At 38.6% G+C, this 21,757-nt stretch carries 12 protein-coding genes; 5 read left to right on the plus strand and 7 right to left on the minus strand.

Annotation, left to right across the window (positions count from 1 at the left end):
* Window positions 1-306: 306 nt before the first annotated feature.
* The 6 genes from JAZ75_RS15275 to JAZ75_RS15300 all read right to left on the minus strand — a co-directional run bounded on the left by JAZ75_RS15275 (window position 307) and on the right by JAZ75_RS15300 (window position 10,031).
* Window positions 307-1,857, minus strand: coding sequence for a sulfatase (locus JAZ75_RS15275; RefSeq protein ID WP_232789214.1), 1,551 nt, complete (start codon window positions 1,855-1,857; stop codon window positions 307-309).
* Window positions 1,844-3,175, minus strand: a complete 1,332-nt coding sequence (locus JAZ75_RS15280; protein WP_232789215.1) for an alpha-L-fucosidase — start codon at window positions 3,173-3,175, stop codon at window positions 1,844-1,846. Before JAZ75_RS15280 ends, JAZ75_RS15275 begins: the two co-directional genes overlap by 14 nt.
* A 64-nt stretch (window positions 3,176-3,239) precedes the next feature.
* Window positions 3,240-4,718 (minus strand): RagB/SusD family nutrient uptake outer membrane protein, encoded by a 1,479-nt coding sequence (locus JAZ75_RS15285; RefSeq protein ID WP_208696474.1) that lies wholly within the window; start codon window positions 4,716-4,718, stop codon window positions 3,240-3,242.
* Between the two features lie 13 nt (window positions 4,719-4,731).
* Window positions 4,732-8,025 (minus strand): TonB-dependent receptor, encoded by a 3,294-nt coding sequence (locus JAZ75_RS15290; protein WP_208696476.1) that lies wholly within the window; start codon window positions 8,023-8,025, stop codon window positions 4,732-4,734.
* A 153-nt stretch (window positions 8,026-8,178) separates the two neighbouring features.
* Window positions 8,179-9,336, minus strand: coding sequence for a FecR family protein (locus tag JAZ75_RS15295; protein ID WP_208696478.1), 1,158 nt, complete (start codon window positions 9,334-9,336; stop codon window positions 8,179-8,181).
* A gap of 50 nt (window positions 9,337-9,386) precedes the next feature.
* On the minus strand, window positions 9,387-10,031 hold the full coding sequence (locus tag JAZ75_RS15300; protein WP_208696479.1) for an RNA polymerase sigma factor: 645 nt from the start codon (window positions 10,029-10,031) through the stop codon (window positions 9,387-9,389).
* Window positions 10,032-10,482: 451 nt separating this feature from the next.
* Here JAZ75_RS15300 and JAZ75_RS15305 point away from each other — a divergent pair, with 451 nt between their 5' ends.
* The 3 genes from JAZ75_RS15305 to JAZ75_RS15315 all read left to right on the plus strand — a co-directional run bounded on the left by JAZ75_RS15305 (window position 10,483) and on the right by JAZ75_RS15315 (window position 16,757).
* Window positions 10,483-13,596 carry a DUF6493 family protein gene (locus JAZ75_RS15305; RefSeq protein WP_208696481.1) on the plus strand — a complete coding sequence of 1,038 codons (3,114 nt, stop codon included), beginning with the start codon at window positions 10,483-10,485 and terminating at the stop codon, window positions 13,594-13,596.
* Between the two features lie 3 nt (window positions 13,597-13,599).
* Entirely contained in the window at window positions 13,600-14,934 is a 1,335-nt protein-coding gene (locus JAZ75_RS15310) for an SWIM zinc finger family protein (protein WP_206368168.1), read from the plus strand.
* A 551-nt stretch (window positions 14,935-15,485) separates the two neighbouring features.
* Window positions 15,486-16,757, plus strand: a complete 1,272-nt coding sequence (locus JAZ75_RS15315; RefSeq protein ID WP_183914549.1) for a family 16 glycosylhydrolase — start codon at window positions 15,486-15,488, stop codon at window positions 16,755-16,757.
* A gap of 344 nt (window positions 16,758-17,101) precedes the next feature.
* On the opposite strand, the gene JAZ75_RS15320 is transcribed toward JAZ75_RS15315, so the two are convergent.
* The gene (locus JAZ75_RS15320; RefSeq protein ID WP_183914547.1) at window positions 17,102-18,145 is read right to left on the minus strand and encodes an energy transducer TonB; all 1,044 of its coding nucleotides are present in this window, start codon (window positions 18,143-18,145) and stop codon (window positions 17,102-17,104) included.
* 214 nt (window positions 18,146-18,359) lie between these two features.
* Here JAZ75_RS15320 and JAZ75_RS15325 point away from each other — a divergent pair, with 214 nt between their 5' ends.
* Entirely contained in the window at window positions 18,360-18,728 is a 369-nt protein-coding gene (locus JAZ75_RS15325; protein ID WP_183914545.1) for an STAS/SEC14 domain-containing protein, read from the plus strand.
* 695 nt (window positions 18,729-19,423) lie between these two features.
* Window positions 19,424-21,706: a TonB-dependent receptor gene (locus JAZ75_RS15330; protein WP_208696483.1), complete on the plus strand. Its 2,283-nt coding sequence runs from the start codon at window positions 19,424-19,426 to the stop codon at window positions 21,704-21,706.
* Window positions 21,707-21,757 lie beyond the last annotated feature (51 nt).

Here is a 21,757-nt window from a genome sequence, read left to right on the forward strand (position 1 = left end):
ATTTTCATTAGTCCTGAAAATTACTGTTTGGAAATTAGACTATATAATATTGAGTTGCCTATTTGAAGGTACAGTATTACTAGAAGCTTAACAGTAAAAACTTAAAAATGATGTTGTTTTTGAAAGAATAGGTTCTGCTTAATAGTAAAGTGGAGTTATTAAATGCAATTGAATCAGGTTTTTTTAGATTTTGGAAAAATTGTACAGAATCTATCTAATTAGCCGACAAAATAAATATAAGGTAATCCCACCAGATCTGTAGTAGTAAAAGCTCCGGTGGGATTGCTAAGTATTAAAGCATAAAATTTATAGTTTTATCTGATCGGGATATGGAACCTGTGAGCCATTACTTTTATATGTTGGTAATTGTGCGTTCCAACTTTTTAATTGTTCAGAAAGCAGGATACTAAGTGCTTTTGTTTTGCTTTGCATTTTTTTTGCTAGATTATTTTTTTCACCAATGTCTTTGGTCAGGTCATATAATTCTACTTTACCATTTTTCATGTCGTAAAGTAGTTTATAATCACCTTGACGGATAGCTGAAAAGAAATTAATAGCTGGTCCATCGGGTACGGTCCACTTATTTGGTATATTCCAGATGAGCGATCTATTTTTCCAATTATCATTTTCATCTGCCCCTGTCAGTAATTCAACTAAACTTTGGCCATCTAATTTTTGTTGAATGACTTGGTATTTGTCAATTTTTGCTAGATCTAAAATTGTTGGAAATAAATCTTCAATGATCACTGGATTATGGTTGATCTTACGTTCGTGCTGTCCGACATTTTTAATCAATAGGGGCACACGTATGCCGCCTTCATAAAGCGAACCTTTGCCAGCTTTTAACGGAAGGTTTTGTGTATGGCTTGGTCCTGTGCGCATGGGTTGTAAACTCAGTCCACCATTGTCACTGATAAAGACAATGACTGTATTGTCATATACACCTTGGTCTTTTAAGAACTTCACAATATCGCCCATACTTTTATCATATCCTTCTACCAAGGAAGAGTAGGCAGCTTCAGTCGAATCTAAGCCCATTTCCAAATATTTTTGGACAAATCGAGGATCGGGCTGTATAGGAACATGGACTGCATAATTAGAAAAATGTAAGAAAAATGGTTCCTTACGTCTGATCGGTTCCTTGATCGCTTTCAATGCCTCTTGTGTTAATGCTTCTGTTAAGAAAGTAGAAGTGCCGTGGTATTCCATCAGGTCTGGAACAGCTTGGTAGCTTGCTTTTCCAGCGATATTTCCATAATTTTTTTCGCCATAATAGTTCTGCGGATGTCCAGCTGCGTGGCCAGCGACATTGACCATAAAACCCAGATTTAGAGGGCTAGATCCAGGTGTGCCGGCGGCTCCCCAGTGCGCTTTTCCGATATGGATGGTATAATAGCCATGTTCTTTTAATATACTCGGAAAAGGAGTTGCATAAATGGTTTTTGGGACATTTGGAATTGGGCTTAGACCATTGATATTCCAATCGGGAGGTGTTAATAGCTCATCTGGATTGTCGGTTGCTGTGTTTGCCTTCGGATTCGTCCAGTTGGTAACCTTATGATGCGCGGCATTGAGGCCTGTTAAAAAACTCACACGCGATGGTGTACAGACTGGGGTAGCATAGGCATCAGTAAATTTGACAGCATCCTGTGCCAGAGCCTCAATGTGAGGGGTATGGAATCGTTTATTAATCGGGGTTTTCTCTTTATAAAAGGGTTCGGAAGTGTCCTGCCACCCCAGATCATCGACAAAAAAGACCACAATATTGGGTTTTTCCTGTTGCTGGGCTTGTCCCATTTGGATGCCCGTAATTAACAGTACGGCTAAGAATGCTGATTTATTTTTAAAAAGTGTCATAAGCATTGAAATTAATAATTTTTGGACTGCCAATAGCATGATCGATATGTAATTTGATTTCGGTACAATTCAAGCCGTGCTCAAGTGAAATGATACATTTTTGTCCGATTGATGTACCCGTGAAAATAGTCTTCCAGCCTGTTTTCGTCTTGGCGTCGATATGGAATGAACGGATACGTTGGCCGTAACTGAGATCTTCAGCTAAGATAAGCTGCTGTACCTCTTGTAATGTTGGAAATTTGATGATAAATTTCTCTGAGCTTGTGTTTTTAATCGGGCTTCCATATTGTCTTTTTATTTCATTACCCAATTCTTGTAGCCTTAAGCGATCTTGGCTTGGTACCAATCCCGAGGTATCGGGAGTAACACCAAGGATCAATGTGGCATTGCGTCCCACTGATTTTCGGTACATGTCCATCAAATCAGATAGAGGATAGATTGTTTTTTCATCGCCTGGTTCCCAGAACCATTCATGTCTTCCACCTGTGCCACGTAAAGGCGCGTCTGCCATTGCTGGCATAAAATAAGAACCATTTGGATCTCCTGTTTTGAGAAGGGCATAACCATTTTTGTAAATAGATTCAGGTGCACTTTCCCCTGATCCTGTATATGGAAATGGGAATGTTGACCAGCATGGGTAGTTGACAGTACCTGTCTCGGAACCGCCCCATCGTGCTTCGGCTAATTGGTCATTGTGGTAGAATAAACTGTTTGGCTGATATTTTTTAACAATAGGCAGCACATTGGGAGCTCCTTTGTCTGGGCTGCTAGCGCCGCCGTCAAACCAGATTTCAAACAAAGGACCGTACCAGGTACAGATTTCTGTTACCATCTTTTCAACCATTTCGTTATAATCTTGTTGGCGTTTTTTTTGTACGTCTCCTGTACCGATGGCTTTAAAATCATGAATACCGAGATAAGAATTCCACCTGATACCGAGATATACTCCCGGTTTAATATCGTGTTTTCTACAGGCTTTGATAAAATCTCCGACGAGATCCTCTTTTCCGTTTTTCCATCCTAGGGCACTTGTATTGTATGGGTTCGCTTTGGATGGATAAAGGGCAAATCCCGTTTCATGAGTTGCTGTTATGATGGCAAATTTAGCTCCAGATTCTTTTGCACTGATAACCCATTGTTCGACATCAAGATGTGCTGGTTTAAAAAGATGAATATTGGAAATCGGAGTAATTCTGTTATCTGCTTGATTGTAAGGTTTATTGTCAAATACATGGATGTCATAATGAAATACGACACCCAGCTCGGCTTGTTGCCAAGCCAATTGCTGCGTGTTAGGAATTGGAATTTCTTGTGCCATTAGTTGCATTATTGTGCTATTTAAATAACACAGTAAAATAAATTGACAGACGTTCCTGATCAGTTTAGTAGCCTTCATTTTGACTTAAATTAGGGTTGGCATCAATTTGTTGCAATGGAATCGGAAATAGGACCTGGTAATCTTTTGCTGCAAAACCGCGGTCACGTGCTGATTGAATAAATTTGTTATGTCTGATCAGATCTTCTCGACGTAAACCTTCTGAGAAAAATTCTCTCCCTCTTTCGGCTAGTAAAAAGTCTCTTAAAGTTTCTTTGGATGGATAGTGGCTCAGTTGTATTAAACTTGCCTGAACTCGTCCTCGAACTTGATTGATGAGATCTATGCTTTCCTGATTTGGTCCATTTAGTTCGTTTAATGCTTCGGCCCGACTTAGTAAGACATCGGCGTAACGAATGTAAACAATATCATTACCCATATTTTCACCAACACCATTCGGATCTGGCCAATATTTGAAGCTACGGACATCATCCAAGTGCTTTCCGTTTTTGTCTTCAAGCAACTCGATGTTTTTGCCTGAAATATCTGTATAATTTCTGATGAGCAACTCACGTCGTTTATCTGTTGCTTCAAATGTTTTGTAAAAAGCACTATAGGTTCGGAACTGTGCACCAAAGTTTACCCAATTTGTCAGGATCGGATAATTGGGAGGAAAGGTATGGGCCATGTAGTTATTTTGATACCCGGATTGTGCAATACAAGGAGCTCTGAAGATATATTCCTTGTTGCCTTCACCTTCAATAGCAAACAGTCTCGTGTAGTTATTATATAATTCATATTGTTTGAGCTGGATGATTTCTTGCGTTGTTTCACTTACTTTATTCCAATTTTTTTCTTTTAGATATATTTTCATGAGATAGCCTAGCGCAGCACCTTTTGTTGCGCGACCTATTGGGCTTTCTACAAGCGGTAAATGCTGTTTAGCAAATTCGAGATCACTGACCATGTAGTTGACAAAAGTTTCTACATTAGGTCTTTTTGTTGATTTCCCTATTTCTTCGATTTCTTGCGGTGTGGCATTTGGCGGTATATCAATCAAAGGTGTGGGACCAAAAAGATTGTATAAAAAGTAATAAGATGAAGATCTGATAAACTTTGCTTCTGCTTGTATCTTGTTTCTTTTCTCTTGATCGAGTGTATTTAATTGGTCTGTTAAAACAATGACAGAATTTGAACTGGCGATCGCTTTATACATTTTATCCCAAAATGAGTTTAAAAAGCTATTGTTGACCGACCAGTTGAACTGAATAAAAGGAACGGCATCTTTTTCAAGTCCGCCACCTGTTTCAAAGGTGATATCAGTGTTGAATTCGTTCATCATATAGGTGTAGTTTCGGTGATCATAACCAATGATCCGGGATTGGGCATAAGCTCCGGTTAAGAGGGCATCAATTCCGGATGCATCCGTTAGAAATTTATTGGGATCATATTCGGTGTATACTTCTTCATTCAGAAATGATTTGCAGCCTACACTTACAAAAGGAAGGCAAAGGAAAATGATATATTTTAGTTTAAATGTTGACATTGTGTAGCTTTTTTTAAAGTGTAAGATTGATTCCTAATCGTATGGTGCGGGCTAGGGGATAGCTGTTGTAGCTGACCTTGGAGACCGAACTTTTATCTGTAGCACTAGCGTCCGGGTCATAACCTTTGTAGCTTGTCCAGGTGGCTAAATTTTCCATTGCCAAAAAGATATTCAGACGATTGATAGCTTTTCCTTTGCTGAAAACTTCGTAATTGAAGTTGAGGTTTTTTAACCTTAAGAAAGAAGCATCTCTAACGGTCATCGAGTTGATGATATAATCGCCACCATAGGCTGTTGGGTTTACTCCACTTGGATATTCATTCGTAGGGTTATCGGGTGTCCATCGGTTTAAATAGTATTCGGCCAGTCGATTGCGGTATTCATTTGTTGGGTATAAGGTCTCCGTAATATTGGCATCGAGCATGCTGATACCGCCAACATATTGAAGTAGAAAATCCATAGACAGATTTTTGTAACGGAAATTATTGGATAGACTCAGGTTGACCGTGGGGTAAGGCTTGCCTAAAACAGTCCGATCGTTTAAATCAATTTTACCATCTTGGTTTTGATCTTTAAAACGGATGTGACCCGGCTTTGCATTGGGCTGTGCACCATTCTTGACTTCTTCTTCATTTTGAAAAATACCGTCTGTTTTGAAACCATAGAAAGATAACATCGGAATTCCTTTTTCAACAAGTTGGTAATTAGAGATAAAGCCAGCAATATTGCCTGTGATTAGCTGTGGGATGAAATCGGGCAGTTCTTTTACTTCATTTTTTAGTAAAGCAAAATTAAAGAGACTGTTCCATTGCCATTGCTCGCGTACGATATTCTTACTGTTTAACTGAAAATCGATACCACGGTTTTCGACATTTCCAAAATTGACCATATAGCTACTAAACCCTACTACAGAGGAGATCGGTTTACTGAACAGCTGGTCTTTTGTGTTTCTTTTATAGGCATCAATGGAACCGGTGATCCTTCCGCTAAAGAATCCAAAATCAAGTCCGAGATTGATCTCTTCTGTCGATTCCCATTTTAAGTTTTTATTGGGCAATCTTGCAGGTACGACACCTTGGTATATGATGCCACCAAATACTGCACTGCCATTTGCTGTCAGCGTATTGATGGTGGCATAATTGGCAATTCCTTGATTACCGAGTTTTCCATAGCCGACCCGAAGTTTGAGATCATTGCCTTTCTCTTTCCAATTGTTTAGAAATTCTTCATCACTAAGTTTCCAGGCAAATGCACCGGAAGGAAATAGAGCAAACTTGTTTTCTTCAGAGAAACGTGATGTTCCATCCGAGCGTAATGAAGCGGTGATTAAATAGCGATTATTGAAGCTATAATTCAATCGTCCCAATACACCATTTAATCTATTTCTGCTTTTGGATGAATTGACATTATCGCTTTTGTCACCATCCCCACTTTGTAGCAGGTTGTATGAGGTGACATCCGATAAAAATCGCATTGAACTAGCACCCACTCCTTCACTTTGAAACTCTTCGAAAGTTGTTCCTGCAAGAAGGTTAAACTCGTGTAGACCAACTTTCTTTTGGTAATTCATCAAGAATTCACCAAGCCATTGGTAACCACTAACCGCATTTTTAGAACCTATGCCTCCGCTGCCAAGTCCATTGATGGTCGATCTGTCGGTGTAACTGGAGTTCATGCTGTTGGCTGTACTTCCACCGAGTCGGAGTGTTGTTGTAAAGCCTGTAAAAGGTTTAATTTCAGCACTCACTAAGCCATAGAAAGTATTACTCAAGTTCTTATTCTCAATGCCATTAATTAGAGCAAGTGGATTATCTAAAGCGATGAAGTTATTAAGATAGTATCGGTTGTTCTGATCTTTTCCTATAGGCAGTGTTGGATCAAATTGAATAGCCGAATTTAAAGGGCCAGCAGCTTCATTGACTCCTGTGGAGGTGTAGATGGCTTCTTGATTGCCTCTTGTGTAATTGGCATTGATATTGAATTTGACATAATCTTTGGGTTTAAATTCAAGATTAGTTCTAAAATTTAATTTATTATAACCTGAATTTTTGACCAATCCGTCTTGATTAAAATAGTTTAATGCCGTGTAAAATGTACTTCGTTCGGCACCTCCAGAAAAGCTAAGCTGATGGTTTTGAACAAGTGCATTTTTTTGAAATATTTCATTTTGCCAATTGGTTCCTTCACCTATGTTATTGATCTGTTCATCCGTAAAAATTGATGCTTTTCCTCCTTCGGTTCGTAAGGCATTCAATACTTCCATATATTGTTTTCCATTGAGTACATCTACTTTTTTAGCAACATTTTGAATTCCAACGTAACTATCATATTTAGTGATGGGTACACCTGATTTACCTTTTTTTGTGGTAATCAGTACAACACCGCTTGCTGCTCGAGTTCCGTATATTGCAGCAGAGGAGGCGTCTTTTAGGATATCAATTGATTCGATATCATCGGGGCTTAAACTACTGGGGTCAATACCTGGTAATCCATCTACAACAATGAGTGCATCATTGCTGCTATTGATCGATCCTGCTCCACGAACTTGAATTTTTGTGCCGGCTCCTGGAGCGGAATTCGTTTGACTAATGGTGACGCCAGGAGCTTTACCGTTCAGAAGCTGCAGGGCATTCGTGTTAGCACCTTGTGTGAAATCTTTAGCTTGTACAGCGGAGATAGCTCCTGTAAGATCCGATTTCTTTTGAACACCATAACCTATTACAACAACTTCATCAATGGTTTTTACCTCTTCAATCATTGTAATTTGTAGGGGGGATGATCCCTGATAAGAAATTCGTTGTTCTTGATACCCGATGAAATTAATACGGAGTTCTCCCGAAAGAGGCGCCTGATCAAACTGAAACTCGCCGCGGTCGTTAGTCGCTATATCGAGTGTGGTACCGATCAGTTGGACAGTAACGCCAGCCATAGGGGCTTTTGCACTGTTGGTTACAATCCCCTTTAGTGTTTGTTTTTGTAGGGATAGCGTTCTTGTCTGATTTTCCTTGTCAGCATCTTTTCGCTGTATCAATACATTATTACCTCGAATACTATAGGTTAATGTTTGTTTGGCCAACAGCATCTCCAATGCCTGAGTCCAAGGCTTATTATTGATGTATAAAGTTAACAGTTGATGTTCATTGACTTGACTGGAATTATAGAAGAAATCCTTTCCGCTTTGCTTTCTCAGCTTGGAGAGAATAGATTTAAAAGTTTCTTTTTTTGCATCTAAAGTCACATTTTGTCCGTAACTATTGGCACTGACTTGAACCGATGCTATAATAAGTAACAAAATGATCAGTTTCATATATATCATAATTTTGACGACATTCTTGAGCGCAGAATGCCGAAATGAATAAGAAGTTTTATACATTTGATTTAGGTTTATTGATTAATATTTTTTGTCTTATTGGTCTTTTTATCTATTGACGGGAGTGTTGTAGCACTTCCGTTTTTTTTATTAAGGTTTGTTTTCTACATATAATCCTCCTTCTTTTATATCAAATTTTAGATCTGATACAGCCTCAATATTTTTTAATAAATCGCTTAAACTATTTGTTCTTTTGTATGTTCCAGAAAATCGATCTTGATTTTTTGTTCTGATAATAATGAATTTTACATTGTACCATTCTTTAATCTGCGCTGTGAGCTGTTCCAGATTGACATTGTCAAAAGTGAGGTATCCCTTTTTCCAGGCAAGTACATCCAGGGTGTCTACATTAATTTTTGTGGGCTGGTCTGCTGTTCCTAATGCTTGTTGACCAGGGGACAGGTAAACCGATCCTTTATGATTAGATACTTTTACCCTGCCTTCTAACAGTGTTATCTTTTCTAAACCAGCGGGATAACTTTGTACATTGAAATGAGTACCCAATACTTCTGTATTATAGTGTGATCCTTGTACTCGAAACGGCTGTGCTGGAACATGTGCGACTTCAAAATAAGCCTCTCCGGTTAGGCTAACCTGTCTTATTTTAGAGTCGAAATGTATAGGAAAGCATAGTTGAGAATTGCTATTGATCCAGACTTTAGTACCATCGGGCAAAATTATTTTTTGCACCTGGCCAGGATGTGTACTTATTGTTAAAAGCGTGTTTTGGTACGCAATACGCTGATTGGTGTTTTTAAATGTTAGGATATCACTTGAATCTTTGGCAATACCATAACGATCGAACACGGAATGGTCGATTGGTTTAAATTTACCAGTAAGGCTATCTAATATTAAGATTGTACCTTTGTTTTTTCGAAGTAAGATCTGTTCTGTTACAAGATGGCCGTGCCTATCAGCAGCGATTTTTGTATGATCATTATACTTAAATATGATACCGGTAATCAATAATAATCCAATCAAAATAGCCGCATATGGCAATAATTTTCTCCACTGGAAGTTTTTTTGTACACCTAAATGGGAATGTATTTCTTGCCAGACAGCATCTTTTTTTTCTTCTTCTAGCTGGATCGTTTTATGAAACTTATTATAAAAAAAATCAAATTGCTCAAGCGTTTCCTCAGTTGGGGAATCTGTCAATAATTTGATTAAAATACCTTCTTCTGTAGGCGTAAGGTTATTTTCAATGTAATTTTTAACTAAATATTCAAGCTCAGAATTGGTTATCATCGTGTTGGTCTTTAATGTAAGAACAACTTTCAACAGGGTGAAGGACTAGTCTACTTGAAAAAAAAATAAAACAATAATGGAAAGTGCAAAGATGATAGTAAATGGTTATTCTTAAATTCTGTTTTAACAAATTTGAGAGCAGCCACTAGATGATTTTTTACTGTATTACTGGAAATTTCTAATTGTTGAGCGATTTCATTGTGCGAGAGTCCATCAAATCGGCTCAGTCTAAAAATTTGCTGTTGTCTAGGAGGAAGTTTACAGATTATTAATTCCAGGACTTCCTTGACTTCAGTTTCTGATAAAGGATCATCATGGATAAAATCTTCGTACAGGGAGTGAGGTAATAAAGGCTCAAATAAGCGCTGATGTCTCTTGATTTCTTTTAGTCTATTGAAACATTTATTCCTACAGATGACATAGATGAATGTTTTAATATTGCTGTTATGATCTAATTTTGATCTACTTTGCCATAACTGTAGAAATGTATCTTGCAGAATTTCTGTGGCATGTGCTTCATCTTTAAGAATCTGAAAGGCAAATTGGTAAACCATTTGTGCATATTGATCATAAAGCTTTTGTAGAGAAGTTTCATTATCCTCTGATAATTTTTGCAATATGACAGTATTGTCGTTCATAGTCCGGTAATAATTGATGATAACGAACGAATTTAGTTTTATTTTTTTGCAAAACATAACAAATTCATTTAACCTTAATATCTTATCGATCAATTATTGAATTCTTTTAAGAAGTTTTTTATTTCGTATGCTTCTATGGTGTTGTCCATAATAGGATAAATTGATGTTCCGGTCGCGATCAGTGCCTATGAAATTTTTAAATTTTACGCAATGTAATCCTTGATTTTGTAGAAAAGAAATTAAGTATAGGGATGTTTTACTAAGCATTAAAGAAGAGCTTCTTGCCGAGGGTTTTTAATAAACTTTTTTGTGAAATAAATGCTGTTACTTGTCCTGTTGTGTATTCAAAAGCCTATCGTGAAAAGCTATTATAATCACATTAATGATGATTTAAATAGCTTCAAACGTAAGTTTTCTTTTCTTTAAAATTTATATTTGATGTTTAATCTGTCAAAATTTTATATATTTAGTTTTGACAATAAAGGTTTAACAATTCGTAAAGGCAATTATGTTTAAGCATCTAAAATTCATTGACGGTACATCTGATAAATTCTGGGAAATACAAACAAACGGTGCAACACATACAGTGACTTATGGTAGAAATGGTACTGCTGGGCAATCTAAAGATAAAACATTTGATAGTGAAGAAGCGTGTCTCAAGGATGCGGAGAAGCTTATTAATGAAAAAACCAAGAAAGGATATTCGGAAGACGGCACAGTAGAAGTAGCACCACAAGTTACAAAAGAGGGAACTGTGCGGAAATCTAACGCCTCTGCGCAACGTAAAGAAGAGGCGGTGCAGCGTATTAAAGAGCTCATCAGTAAAGGCAGTGTATCTGATATTATTCCTTATCTGGAAGAATATGCAAGTGGGAATCTAGAGGTTATTAAAAAGGAGATTCGTGCTGCCAAACGCTATTGGGTTGATTATGTGGATCTCTCCAAAGATCCTGTGTTTAAGTCTAAGGCACAGTATGATTGGGGTATACGCGGGACAAAGGGGCAGCAACGAATGGTCAAATTATTGGCTTTAGCGACCTTTAGTGGTTCGGATGCTGCTAGCTGGGATGTATTTATCGAATTAATCAATCAAGTGAGAAGCCCGGAAGTTGACCAGATTCTAACGTATGCCAAACCCAATTGGCTGACACCATATTTGCTGCAATACGTGCGTAAAAATACGTGGCAATCTGTTGATTATGACACTTTAAGGTACGCGGAAAGTAAGGGGTTTCTGGAATTTGAACCGGAGGTTTACGCAAATTCGATGTCAAGACTCCATAATCCATCAGCTGCTTTACTGAGCTTCTTTACAACGGATGAATTGACCATACAGCGCGATATTCCACTTGTTTTTGATTATGAAACACCGATCCATACGGTTTACTCTAATTATAGGTATGAAAATCAGGTCAATGAACTGACCTGGGATAAGATATTTGATCAATTGTTGGCCGATAATAAAATTGATAAAGCGTTTATTTTAACAAGTGCTTTGGAGGTTCAAACCAAAAATTGGAACATTAACCTGAAGAGTTATTTTAGAAAATTGATCGATCGTATAGGCGTGGATGAGAAAATGCTGCTGGAGCACCAGGAGTTATTTTTTCCGTTGCTACACGCTGAAAATAGTGCGGTAATCAATTTCGTCGTCGATACTTTAAAACCTTATTTTGCACATGCTGACTTTAGATTGGAAGAATTTCTAACCTGGTCTGAGGGTCTTTTTATGCGCAATGATATTAAATCGGCACTTAAAACGCTGCTGGTACAATTTGATAAATTGCTTAAAAACCGTCCCGAAGTAAAAGAACAATTTATTCTTCAGGCGGCCGATATCTTTATGGTCCAGGATCTGCAATTGCAGGATCGAGCAGCGAAATTTATATTAAAACATCAGAAAGATCCGATAGAAGCACTTACAGAAAAACTTACGCTTTACAGTGCGCAAATGCTGGGAAGTATTCCTGCAGATTTAAAAAATTTAATGGTGGCATCCAGCTATACTGAACAGGAAATCTTAAGTGAATTATTGATCAGTACCGGAGAGGAATATGTTTTTGATCCAGTGAACGAAAAAAAACTCCAGCAACCTATTACTTATCCTGCGAGTTGGAATGATATTTTGTTTAAGATAGGAGAGGTCATCGGTAGTGCAGATGCCGTTCAGATGGAAATATTGATGAATGCCTGGGTCTTGCAAAGAGCGAATTTTCCGGCGGATTATAAGGAACAACTGGAGCCCTATATCAATCAGCTTAAGAAAGTTTACCGGGAATCGCAATGGTTTCATCACTTTTCGGGGGTATTTTTAAATATGTACTTCCAGCCGAATAAGATCTATCAGAATACGGATCGATACTCAAACTATTCCAAATGGGCGAGTATGATCGGAGAGCAGTTAACACAGCTACAGCGTCATATCGCAAAAGAAATTCAATTGCCTTTATTGAGTTTACCGACGCATGAACCTTTTTGGATTGCTCCTCAAACAGTAGTACAGCGTATTTTAGATTATCAAGATAAAGGCGTAGCCCTAGATTTATTGGATTTGTCTATCGCTTTGAGCCGCACCGTTCGGGAAGATCTGGATGGTGTTGTACCGCTGATGGATCAGGTAAACGACAGTCAGGTCAAAGCAGTTCTGACCTATGCGTTAGGATTTGATGACGAACTGAAAATTGAAAAAAAATCATGGGTCAAAAAGCTTTTATCTTCATCCGATAATGCGCATGTGGGCTGGCTGGGTGTTTGGGCTACTGTTGCCCGGACGCATTATCCAGAGGCTGTTTTTCCAGAATTTGAAGATGAAAATTTGAAAGACATACCCTTTGCCGTAGCGCCTTTCCAACCGGAGCTTACGTTTACACCTTCTTATTATCAGGGATATAATTACCAGACTAAAAAATCAGAAATGGTGTATGATGGTGAAAAATTAAGTTTCCACTTTCCAAACTTCAAACAAGAACCGCACACCTTTATCTACCATAAGGATATTTATCAACGGGGCAAGGACAGTTTGCATAGTTATTATCTGTATAAAGATGATATCTCTTACATGCATAGTGTGATGCCTCAGAATACCGAAAGTCTTTCTTTGTTTCTGACCTTGGGGTTAGCGGCTAAATGTGATCAAGGTGGAAAGACACCGATCGGCTATTTGCAGGAAATGATGTATGATTTCTTTAACTTTGATCGGCAGTCGGTGCTATTTTTAGCGACTTCATGTTTTAACAAAGAAAAAGAAGTTCGGGCCATGGCTACAGAAGTGCTCCTCACGGCCATCGATAGGCATCGATTACCGGTTCAGGATCTGGGATATTTTCTGGGCATCCTGATGAGTCATACTTATGGTCCATTAGGAAGATTAGAGGAGGTTTTGGGGCAGTGTCGGGATATCTCTTCCAAACATAATAATGCTTTGATCCAGGTGATCAATCAGATGCTCCTGGATTACACTATAGCTGAAAAAATGCCGACTAATTTCAAGAAACTGATCGAACTATATTATGATCTGGTACATAAGGAAAATCAGGAAATTTCCATTGAAATGAAGCAGGTATTTGAGAAATTAATGGTTTTTAAATCATTACAACCGATATTAAAAAAATTAAGCAAATAAGACATGGCAATTACAGATTTAGCGTTCAGCTACAGCAATAATTCAACACTTGTACAGCAATCAGGTATGCAGCAATTGGTGCTTGCCCACCAGTCCGAATTAAGTGAAGTAAGTGCTGTTCCGTGTTTTTTCTGGGGCAGTATTACCGATCCGCTGTTAACTTCAAAATGCTTATTGACATTGGCCAAAGTGGTGCAATCCAGTTTTGGACCGGTACCCCCGAGCCTACGGGATCCTATTGTATCTGCCGGTACAGATCAGATCCGCTTTGAAGGATTCTCTTCCTGCAATGGTGTGTATGCACGGGTTGACCTGCTTGAAGATGCCATTGATGGCGAGTTTATCAGCAGTGGTACGACCAATGTAGACTTTAATGAGCCTATGCTCAATGCCTTAAATGCCGTTAAAAAAACGGAGAAAATGGTGCTAGGTGTCGGAAGTAAAGAGGTTTCCATCAGTACCGATAAAACCAAAGTAGTGGAAAAGAAAGTCACTTTACCACCCCGATGGATCAAAGGATTGACCTCTGTACAGCTTTATCTTGCAGGTATGCAAGAAAAATACAGTTTGTCCAAAATACAGATTATCCAACTGTTTCAGGGCATTCCAAAAGGGAATGTGAAAGGTGAGTTATTCCTGAGCCAGAGAGGGCCAAGGTTTGTGTTTTCACCTATTGCAACAGCAGGATCAGTACGCGTAGGCGGTGTACAGCGCTTGCGTTTATTGGAAGGAATCTTGCCTTATGCCGAAAAGTTGATCGTCTATCAGGAAGACGGAGGCGAGAGTTGTGCCTTTGTTGCCGATTTTGGTAAGATCAGGCTTTCGTTGGCATTATCGCCCGATAACTACCGCGGTTTTTCAGGGGAAGGAAATGTATTGGAAAATATGGTCAAGGCGGTGCCTCAAGAATGGGTCCATGCGGTGAACAGCCTGCTCAAGTCCAATGCACTTTTTGATCCGACTTTATTAGCGATAGAACACGATGTGGATTTTGCATCCATGGATACCTTGACAGGTTCCCTTTCTTCAATAGGTTTACTCGGGTATGATCTGCACGATCATCAGCACTATTACCGCAGATTGCCCTTTAAGACAGAGCGTATACTGGCTCTAAATCCTAGATTGAAGAATGCGCAGAAATTAGTGACAACTGATGGTGTTCAATTTGTGAAAAATACGCCAAACTACATCGAAGCCAGAGTTGAAGGTTCGGGTGTAAAACATACCGTGATTATTGCTGGAGACAAACAGCAATGTACCTGCGACTGGTTTACCAATCATCAAGGAAAACGCGGACTGTGTAAACATATCCTAGCTGTTAAAATGCTAAACGGATAGTCTTATTTTCAGAATGATAAAGCTTTGGTGAAAACAAACATCAAAGCTTTGCAGTCATTATAAAGAAAAGATGCTTCCTTAATCGGAAAGCATCTTTTCACGTTTATTACAGCTCTATTTGATTAATTTTTACTCTTCTGTATCTTCATTCTTCCCCACAACTATTTCTTATTTTAACGTGTAAAGGGCAAGAAAATGTTTGCTGTTATGTTATTTATTTGAGAGAAATCTGATGTCAATTATGTCGTTAAGCATCTCGGAAATAATGAAATGATTTAAATTATAGCTTAAACCTATCCTTATAATTTTTTGCTGTCTTTCAGTTCAGGTGCAAAGGGAATGCATTCGCCATACTGTCAAGTTTTTATTGAAAAATTAGTTGTTATCCTAAAATTTATTGTATCTTAGAAATATTATGTAGTACATAAATACAACCAATAATCTTGTAACTAACGTGGATAAGATTAGATAAGACCGTAAAGAATGTGATCAAAGAGGATTTTCTAGTTACAATTTATAGTGAGCACTTTTTAAATTTTTAAATAATCATTATGAACAGAAAAACCCTAAATTTTATGGCAGCTGGTTCTTTGCTAGCTGTTTGCAGTATGCATGTGTCCTGCAGCAAAGAACATGTAAACCAATCAACTGATCAATTGTTAAATCTGTCAAAAACAAAAGCGGTTGCGATTACCGCTTCCGTACAAAGTTTATCCGATTATGAATTAATTTGGTCGGATGAATTCAATACGGTAGGTGGCTTTGACGATAGTAAATGGAGCTATGCCGAACGCGGTACTGTAGCCTGGAACAAGTATATGACGCATACACCTGACTATGTTTCGCAAGATGGTAATAATCTCGTGCTGCGCATGGACAATGCTGTGATTCCAACAGATCCAGTTCCGTATCATAGTGGCGGTGTTAAATCACAGAGTAAATTCAGTATGACCTTTGGTAAAGTAGAGGTCAGGGCAAAATTTACTCAAGGAAGGGGTTCGTGGCCAGCGATATGGATGATGCCGGAACCTGCAACGGCTTATGCTGGATGGCCGGGATGCGGTGAAATCGATATTATGGAGCATGTCAATAATGAGATGGTCGTGCATCAATCGGTGCATAATGCTACCGTAACAGGTTCTGGGGGAGGTACCAGTGCGACACATTCTACGAGCTATAATGCCGCAGACTATAATATTTATGGTCTCGAGTGGAGCCCGAATGCGCTCAAATTTTTTGTTAATAATACCCTTCAGTATACGTATACGAAGGCCACTGGAGCGACCTGGCAACAATGGCCATTTGATGTTCCTTTTTATTTAATTTTAAATCAAGCTGGTGGAGCGGGTTGGCCTGGTGCTATTACGAATGCAGATTTGCCGTTTAATATGCAAGTGGATTATGTACGTGTTTATAATCTGCCTATCTTTTACAATGGTGGGTTTGAAACGGGTACACTTTCGCCTTGGACTTCTTGGGGTGGCAATGCGGCGATTGTTAGTTCCAATATGCGTACCGGATTAAAATGTATTCAATTGACGGGGGGAGCAAATGCTGTTGAACAGTATCTAACGGGACTGCAGCCTAATACGACTTATCGGTTTTCTGGATATGGTAAAGTTGCCGCTGCTGGACAACAGGTGTTACTTGGGGTTAAAGGTTATGGCGGCGCTGCTGTCGATGCGGCCTTTAATACCACTTCATACAGCAATAATTCCGTTACTTTTACAACGGGAGCGACACAAACAACGGCAACCTTATACTTTTATAAGGCTGGTACCGGAACTGTTTACGGTGATGATTTTACATTAGAAAAATTATAACAGCTTCTATATTTTTTCTTTATCACTCCTTAAGTCTGACAAGTTTTTGTCTGATTTAAGGAGTGATATTAAGGGCATATAGGTTCCACTACCTAGAGCCTGTTTCAATCAAGATTATCCTATAGTAAAACCTCTTATTGAAAAGACAAAAAATCGAAATGACTGCGAGAGTAAAAATTTAATGATGATGGGGAAAGAATGGAGTTTTAGCAACAATGCATATTATTCTATCCTGCACTCCTAAATCTCATGTATTGTGATTGTTATATTAACCTTGTTTGATAAAATAAAAGCGCCTTTTTAAGGGCGCTTTTTATGATATCGTATTGATTTTGAGAGCGTGGCTATTTACTTGCTGAGAGTCTGAGCGGCAAGGAGAAACCTACTCGGACGGGTGCACCTCCTTGTAACCCAGGTGTCCATCTTTTTGATTTTTTTATTACTCTGATTGCCTCTTCGCCTGTACCGTATCCTAAATCCTGTATAATATTGAAATCTGTCAGATCACCATTTTTATCCACCACAAAAGAGATTTCGACAATACCCGCAACTTTATTTTTCAGTGCTTCTTTCGAATAGGAATAGTTCTTGGTAACAAGTTTCATGAATTTTTCTACTCCACCTGGATAAGTAGGCTGAACATCACGATTGGTACTGTCATAATGATAAAGTTCGCCATTTTCTTTGGTCAAAGTGCCTTCAATAAATTCTCCTTTCCTGTAAAGTTCTTTAAAAGTTCCGATCTTGTTATCTAAAAGTCTTCTTTTACCTGTCCATTCTCCTTCTTGTAGGTGTTCGATCATCTTTCCGCTTTTAAAATTTTCATCTGGAGTTCCAAATTCAATAAATCCTGTTCCTTGATCCAGTGTTTTATTTCCTAATGAATCAAAGTATGCAATATACTTAACTGTCGAGTCTGTCTCTGTTTGTGGGAAATATCGAATCATTTGGGTCCTTCCTGAAGGATAATACTGGTAGGCGGTGTCAATCATTCTTGATTTATGATCATACTGCTTTATAGATTCCAGTTGCCCTGAAGGGTAATACTGGTAGGCCTTGTCGATTATTCTTGATTTATGATCGTACCGCTTTACCGACTCCAATTGACCTGAAGGGTAATAGGTTTTTATTGTACCGATAAATGCGTAGGGCAAGTTCTGGTGACGTATCGTTCCTTCCAATTTTAGGATGTTATCTTTCTTGTACCTTTCTATTACATGATAATACTGTTGACCATCTTTGACAATCGGTGATATTGTTTGGCTGAAATAGGTCGGGGTACTGAGGGTTACCAGGCCATAATTTTCACTAAAATACTGTTGCGCATAGATTTGTTGGATAAAACTGAATTGAATAATAAGGGAAAATAGGTAAAATAGCTTTTTCATGTAAAAAATTTGCACAAAAATAAACATTTTACTCAGTTAAGAAAATTGTGTTGATAGTTTTTATAATAAGGATGAAAAAGCTCATAAGCAACATATAAATCGAAAAAATACTGCAGTGATGACCTGTGTTAATTTTATAAAGTATCGTTTCAAAGAGTGGATATGAACTAAATAGGGCCTTGTTTGTACCTTTTGTATACATAACGTTCATAATATGCTTACAGTTATTCAAAATCTGCCTGACCATGTGTTTGGCGTTCGTGCAAGTGGAGAGGTCACTAAAGATGATTTAAAAGATGTTTTATTGCCCGGACTGGAATCCCTGGCCAATCAATATAAAGAGATCTACTATCTTTTGGTATTGGATACCGATGTGCAGAACTTTACTGCAGGTGCCTGGGTGCAGGATCTGATAGCAGGAGTGAAGCACTTTACAGATTGGAAGAAGATGGCTATCGTAACTGATCAGAAAGCGGTAGAAAAATTTACGGATGCCTTTAGTTACATCAGTCCGGGCGAAGCTAAGGGCTATGAACTCCGGGAGCTGCAAGATGCGATCGATTGGTTGAGTATTAAAAAGTAAGTGTGATTGCTGACGGCATTACCTGCGGGGCTTGCTCTTGAAATCACAATTTTTCCAATCTTATTTATTAGACTCAAAATTGGAAATGGAACAATTGAGGTTCTGCAAAATTCCATTCAAAGCAATTTATCGCAGTCAAGTGTTGCGTGAAAAGCTGTACAGGTAAAAAGAAATATACTAAAAAGTGTAATAGCAACTTTGTTGCTATTACACTTTTTAGTATATTTGCCTTGTGCTGATACATAAACAGATCCAATCTAGAAGTTTAAAAACGAATCTTATCGTTTTTTTGTATCTCTATTGGATTGTCTGTAGTATATTTTTTCTACATATCCATGTTCTAAAATCGGGTGAAGTTATACAGCATAAGCATCCTTATCCGATTACAAAGAAGGGGAATGATCACCATAGTGAGAATGAAATTCGGACCTTTAGTTCTGATTATCTTTTTGAGTTTTCCGAAGGGCCTGTTTATCATAACCTAAATCCATTTTTTACACTGTGGGGTGTTTTATGGAAATTTCCAATCGATCTTTATGAAATTTCCCAGTCTTTAGTTTCGACCTTCCCGCGCGGTCCCCCAATCTTTATCAATTATATTACTATGGTGCGGTAGCACTATTTCATTTTCTGGTTTTTTACGATTTTAAAATGCTTTGTCATTGCTAATAATGATGAAGTAATGAATATATAGGATGAAGAAATTTTTATTTTTTGCTTTGTCTGTTATTGCTACGTTTAATAGTTACGGGCAGACGGACAGCAAGCATACCGGGCGCATTTTGGATGACAAAAAGGGGGCGCCGATAGCAGGGATTACTATTAAAGTACCGGACCTTAAGCTGGAGCTCGTTTCGGATCAGAACGGTGGGTTTATCATCCCCCCGAAATATAAGGGGCAACATTTGGTGGAATTTAGCGGTGTCGGTTACCAGACGCGAAGTTTTAAAATTGATTTGAATAGTCATGATGTACTTTCAATTCCATTAAGTCCGAGCAATTTAACGCTCGATGAAGTCATTGTAACGAGTGCAGCGATCAGCTCAAGCAGTAAAAAAAATAGCACTTCAATCGCTGTTGTGGGCAAACAGCAATTATTGGAGCCAGCGACGAATGCAATAGAAGGTTTGGCGAGGCTAGTGCCTGGGGTAGCGGCGATTACGACTGGATCATCTATCGCGAAACCTGTAATCCGGGGGCTATCATCCAACCGGGTTGTGACGATCAGCAACGGGGTCAAGCAGCAGGGCAATCAGTGGGGCGATGAGCACGGGATCGAGATCGATCAATATGGTGCAGATCGTGTCGAAGTATTGCGGGGTGCAGCATCTTTGATGTATGGATCCGATGCACTAGGAGGAGTGATCAATTTTTTGGAGCCCCTTGTTCCGCAAAGTGGGGAAGTTAAAGGCGAGGTATTATCCAATTATTCGACCAATGGCGGATTAAGTGCCAGTTCTGCTATGTTGACAGGTAATCAAAATGGATTTGTCTGGAGAGGAAGAGGAACTTATAAAAATGCTTATTCATTCAAGACTCCTACAGGTTATTTTCCAAATTCAGGTTTTAATGAAACGAATTTCAGCGCCATGTTTGGGCTTAATAAATCATGGGGTTATTCCCATGTAAACGCATCTTTTTTTCGCAATAATATTGGATTTTATGAACCTGCTTTTGATAGCCAGGGTAATTATATCGATGCTGCAGGGAATCGTTTTACGGATCGAGATTTTAAAAATAGAAGCCTGGAGTTTCCGAAGCAGGATATCCGACATACAAAGCTTTCCTGGAACAATCAGCTTATTCTAGATCAGGGATCATTAAAATTTGATCTTGGTTATCAGAACAACCAGCGTCGAGAACATGATAATCCTGTTCCCAATCTCTTTTTGGATCTGCATACATTAACCTTTGATGCGAAGTATACTGTCAATGAATTTCAGGGATGGCAACCTGCTTTTGGGGTCAGTGCCGAACATGCTAAAAATTCCAATAAAGGGGCTGAGTTTTTGCTTCCCGATTACCAGAGTTTTGGAGCGGGGGCTTTTGGGTATCTTAAAAAGACCTGGGATAACACGACTGTTAATGCTGGTGTGCGCTATGATTATCGTGTCAATGATGGTGATGGATATGTCAAAGATGGCGAAACGTTTGAAAAGTATAAAAATCATTTTTCGAACGTTAGTTTTGCCACGGGTCTAACGTATCAAGTGAGTCCGTATATTAATCTAAAAGCCAATTTAGGGAATGCTTTTCGATCTCCCAATCCGGCAGAACTTAGTTCAAATGGTGTCCATGAGGGAACGTTCCGGTATGAAATCGGTAATACGGCTCTGAAGCCCGAAAAAAGTTATCAGGCGGATATCAGTGTAGACTACGATCGGGGTATATTTAATGGAAGTATCAGTCTTTATTCTAACCTGATCAAAGATTATATCTACATCTCATCACGGCCTGGTGATGAAACAGCCGATGGGATGGCAATTTACCGGTACGGTCAGGTTGATGCACAGCTGCATGGATTTGAAGGAGATTTTAATATAACCTTATTCCGTTATCTTACTTTTAACAATATTTTCTCGTACACTTATGCTAAAAATAAGACCCTGGATAGACCTTTACCTTTTATTCCAGCAGGACAGTTCAAAAATAGCCTGAAATATAGCCCGGAAATAAAAGGACTGTCGGCCAGTTATTTAAAAGTCGGCATTGATAACTTTTTTGCGCAACGACGCGTAGACCGTGAATTTGAAACCAGTGTGTCAGGATATACTTTGTTAAATGCTTCTTTTGGAACGACATTTAAGATCAGGGGATTAAATATACAAACGTATGTTGCTGGAAATAATTTGCTTGATAAAAAATATTACGATGCATTGAGCCGTCTGAGACCCGGCAGATTAGATCATCATGACCTCTCATTGGGTGTCTATAATCCGGGGCGCAATGTTACTTTTGGCCTGATTACAGCTTTCTAAAACCACAAAAGTGGAAGTAGGGATGCTTCCACTTTTGTAATCACAATAATC

Source organism: Sphingobacterium sp. UDSM-2020 (genome assembly GCF_016132525.1).
GTDB lineage: Bacteria > Bacteroidota > Bacteroidia > Sphingobacteriales > Sphingobacteriaceae > Sphingobacterium > Sphingobacterium anhuiense.

Coding starts and splice junctions, on each gene's coding strand:
- JAZ75_RS15275 (WP_232789214.1), bottom strand. CDS start 1,857: ATGACACTTTTTAAAAATAAATCAGCATTCTTAGCCGTACTGTTAATT.
- JAZ75_RS15280 (WP_232789215.1), bottom strand. CDS start 3,175: ATGGCACAAGAAATTCCAATTCCTAACACGCAGCAATTGGCTTGGCAA.
- JAZ75_RS15285 (WP_208696474.1), bottom strand. CDS start 4,718: ATGTCAACATTTAAACTAAAATATATCATTTTCCTTTGCCTTCCTTTT.
- JAZ75_RS15290 (WP_208696476.1), bottom strand. CDS start 8,025: ATGAAACTGATCATTTTGTTACTTATTATAGCATCGGTTCAAGTCAGT.
- JAZ75_RS15295 (WP_208696478.1), bottom strand. CDS start 9,336: ATGATAACCAATTCTGAGCTTGAATATTTAGTTAAAAATTACATTGAA.
- JAZ75_RS15300 (WP_208696479.1), bottom strand. CDS start 10,031: ATGTTTTGCAAAAAAATAAAACTAAATTCGTTCGTTATCATCAATTAT.
- JAZ75_RS15305 (WP_208696481.1), top strand. CDS start 10,483: ATGTTTAAGCATCTAAAATTCATTGACGGTACATCTGATAAATTCTGG.
- JAZ75_RS15310 (WP_206368168.1), top strand. CDS start 13,600: ATGGCAATTACAGATTTAGCGTTCAGCTACAGCAATAATTCAACACTT.
- JAZ75_RS15315 (WP_183914549.1), top strand. CDS start 15,486: ATGAACAGAAAAACCCTAAATTTTATGGCAGCTGGTTCTTTGCTAGCT.
- JAZ75_RS15320 (WP_183914547.1), bottom strand. CDS start 18,145: ATGAAAAAGCTATTTTACCTATTTTCCCTTATTATTCAATTCAGTTTT.
- JAZ75_RS15325 (WP_183914545.1), top strand. CDS start 18,360: ATGCTTACAGTTATTCAAAATCTGCCTGACCATGTGTTTGGCGTTCGT.
- JAZ75_RS15330 (WP_208696483.1), top strand. CDS start 19,424: ATGAAGAAATTTTTATTTTTTGCTTTGTCTGTTATTGCTACGTTTAAT.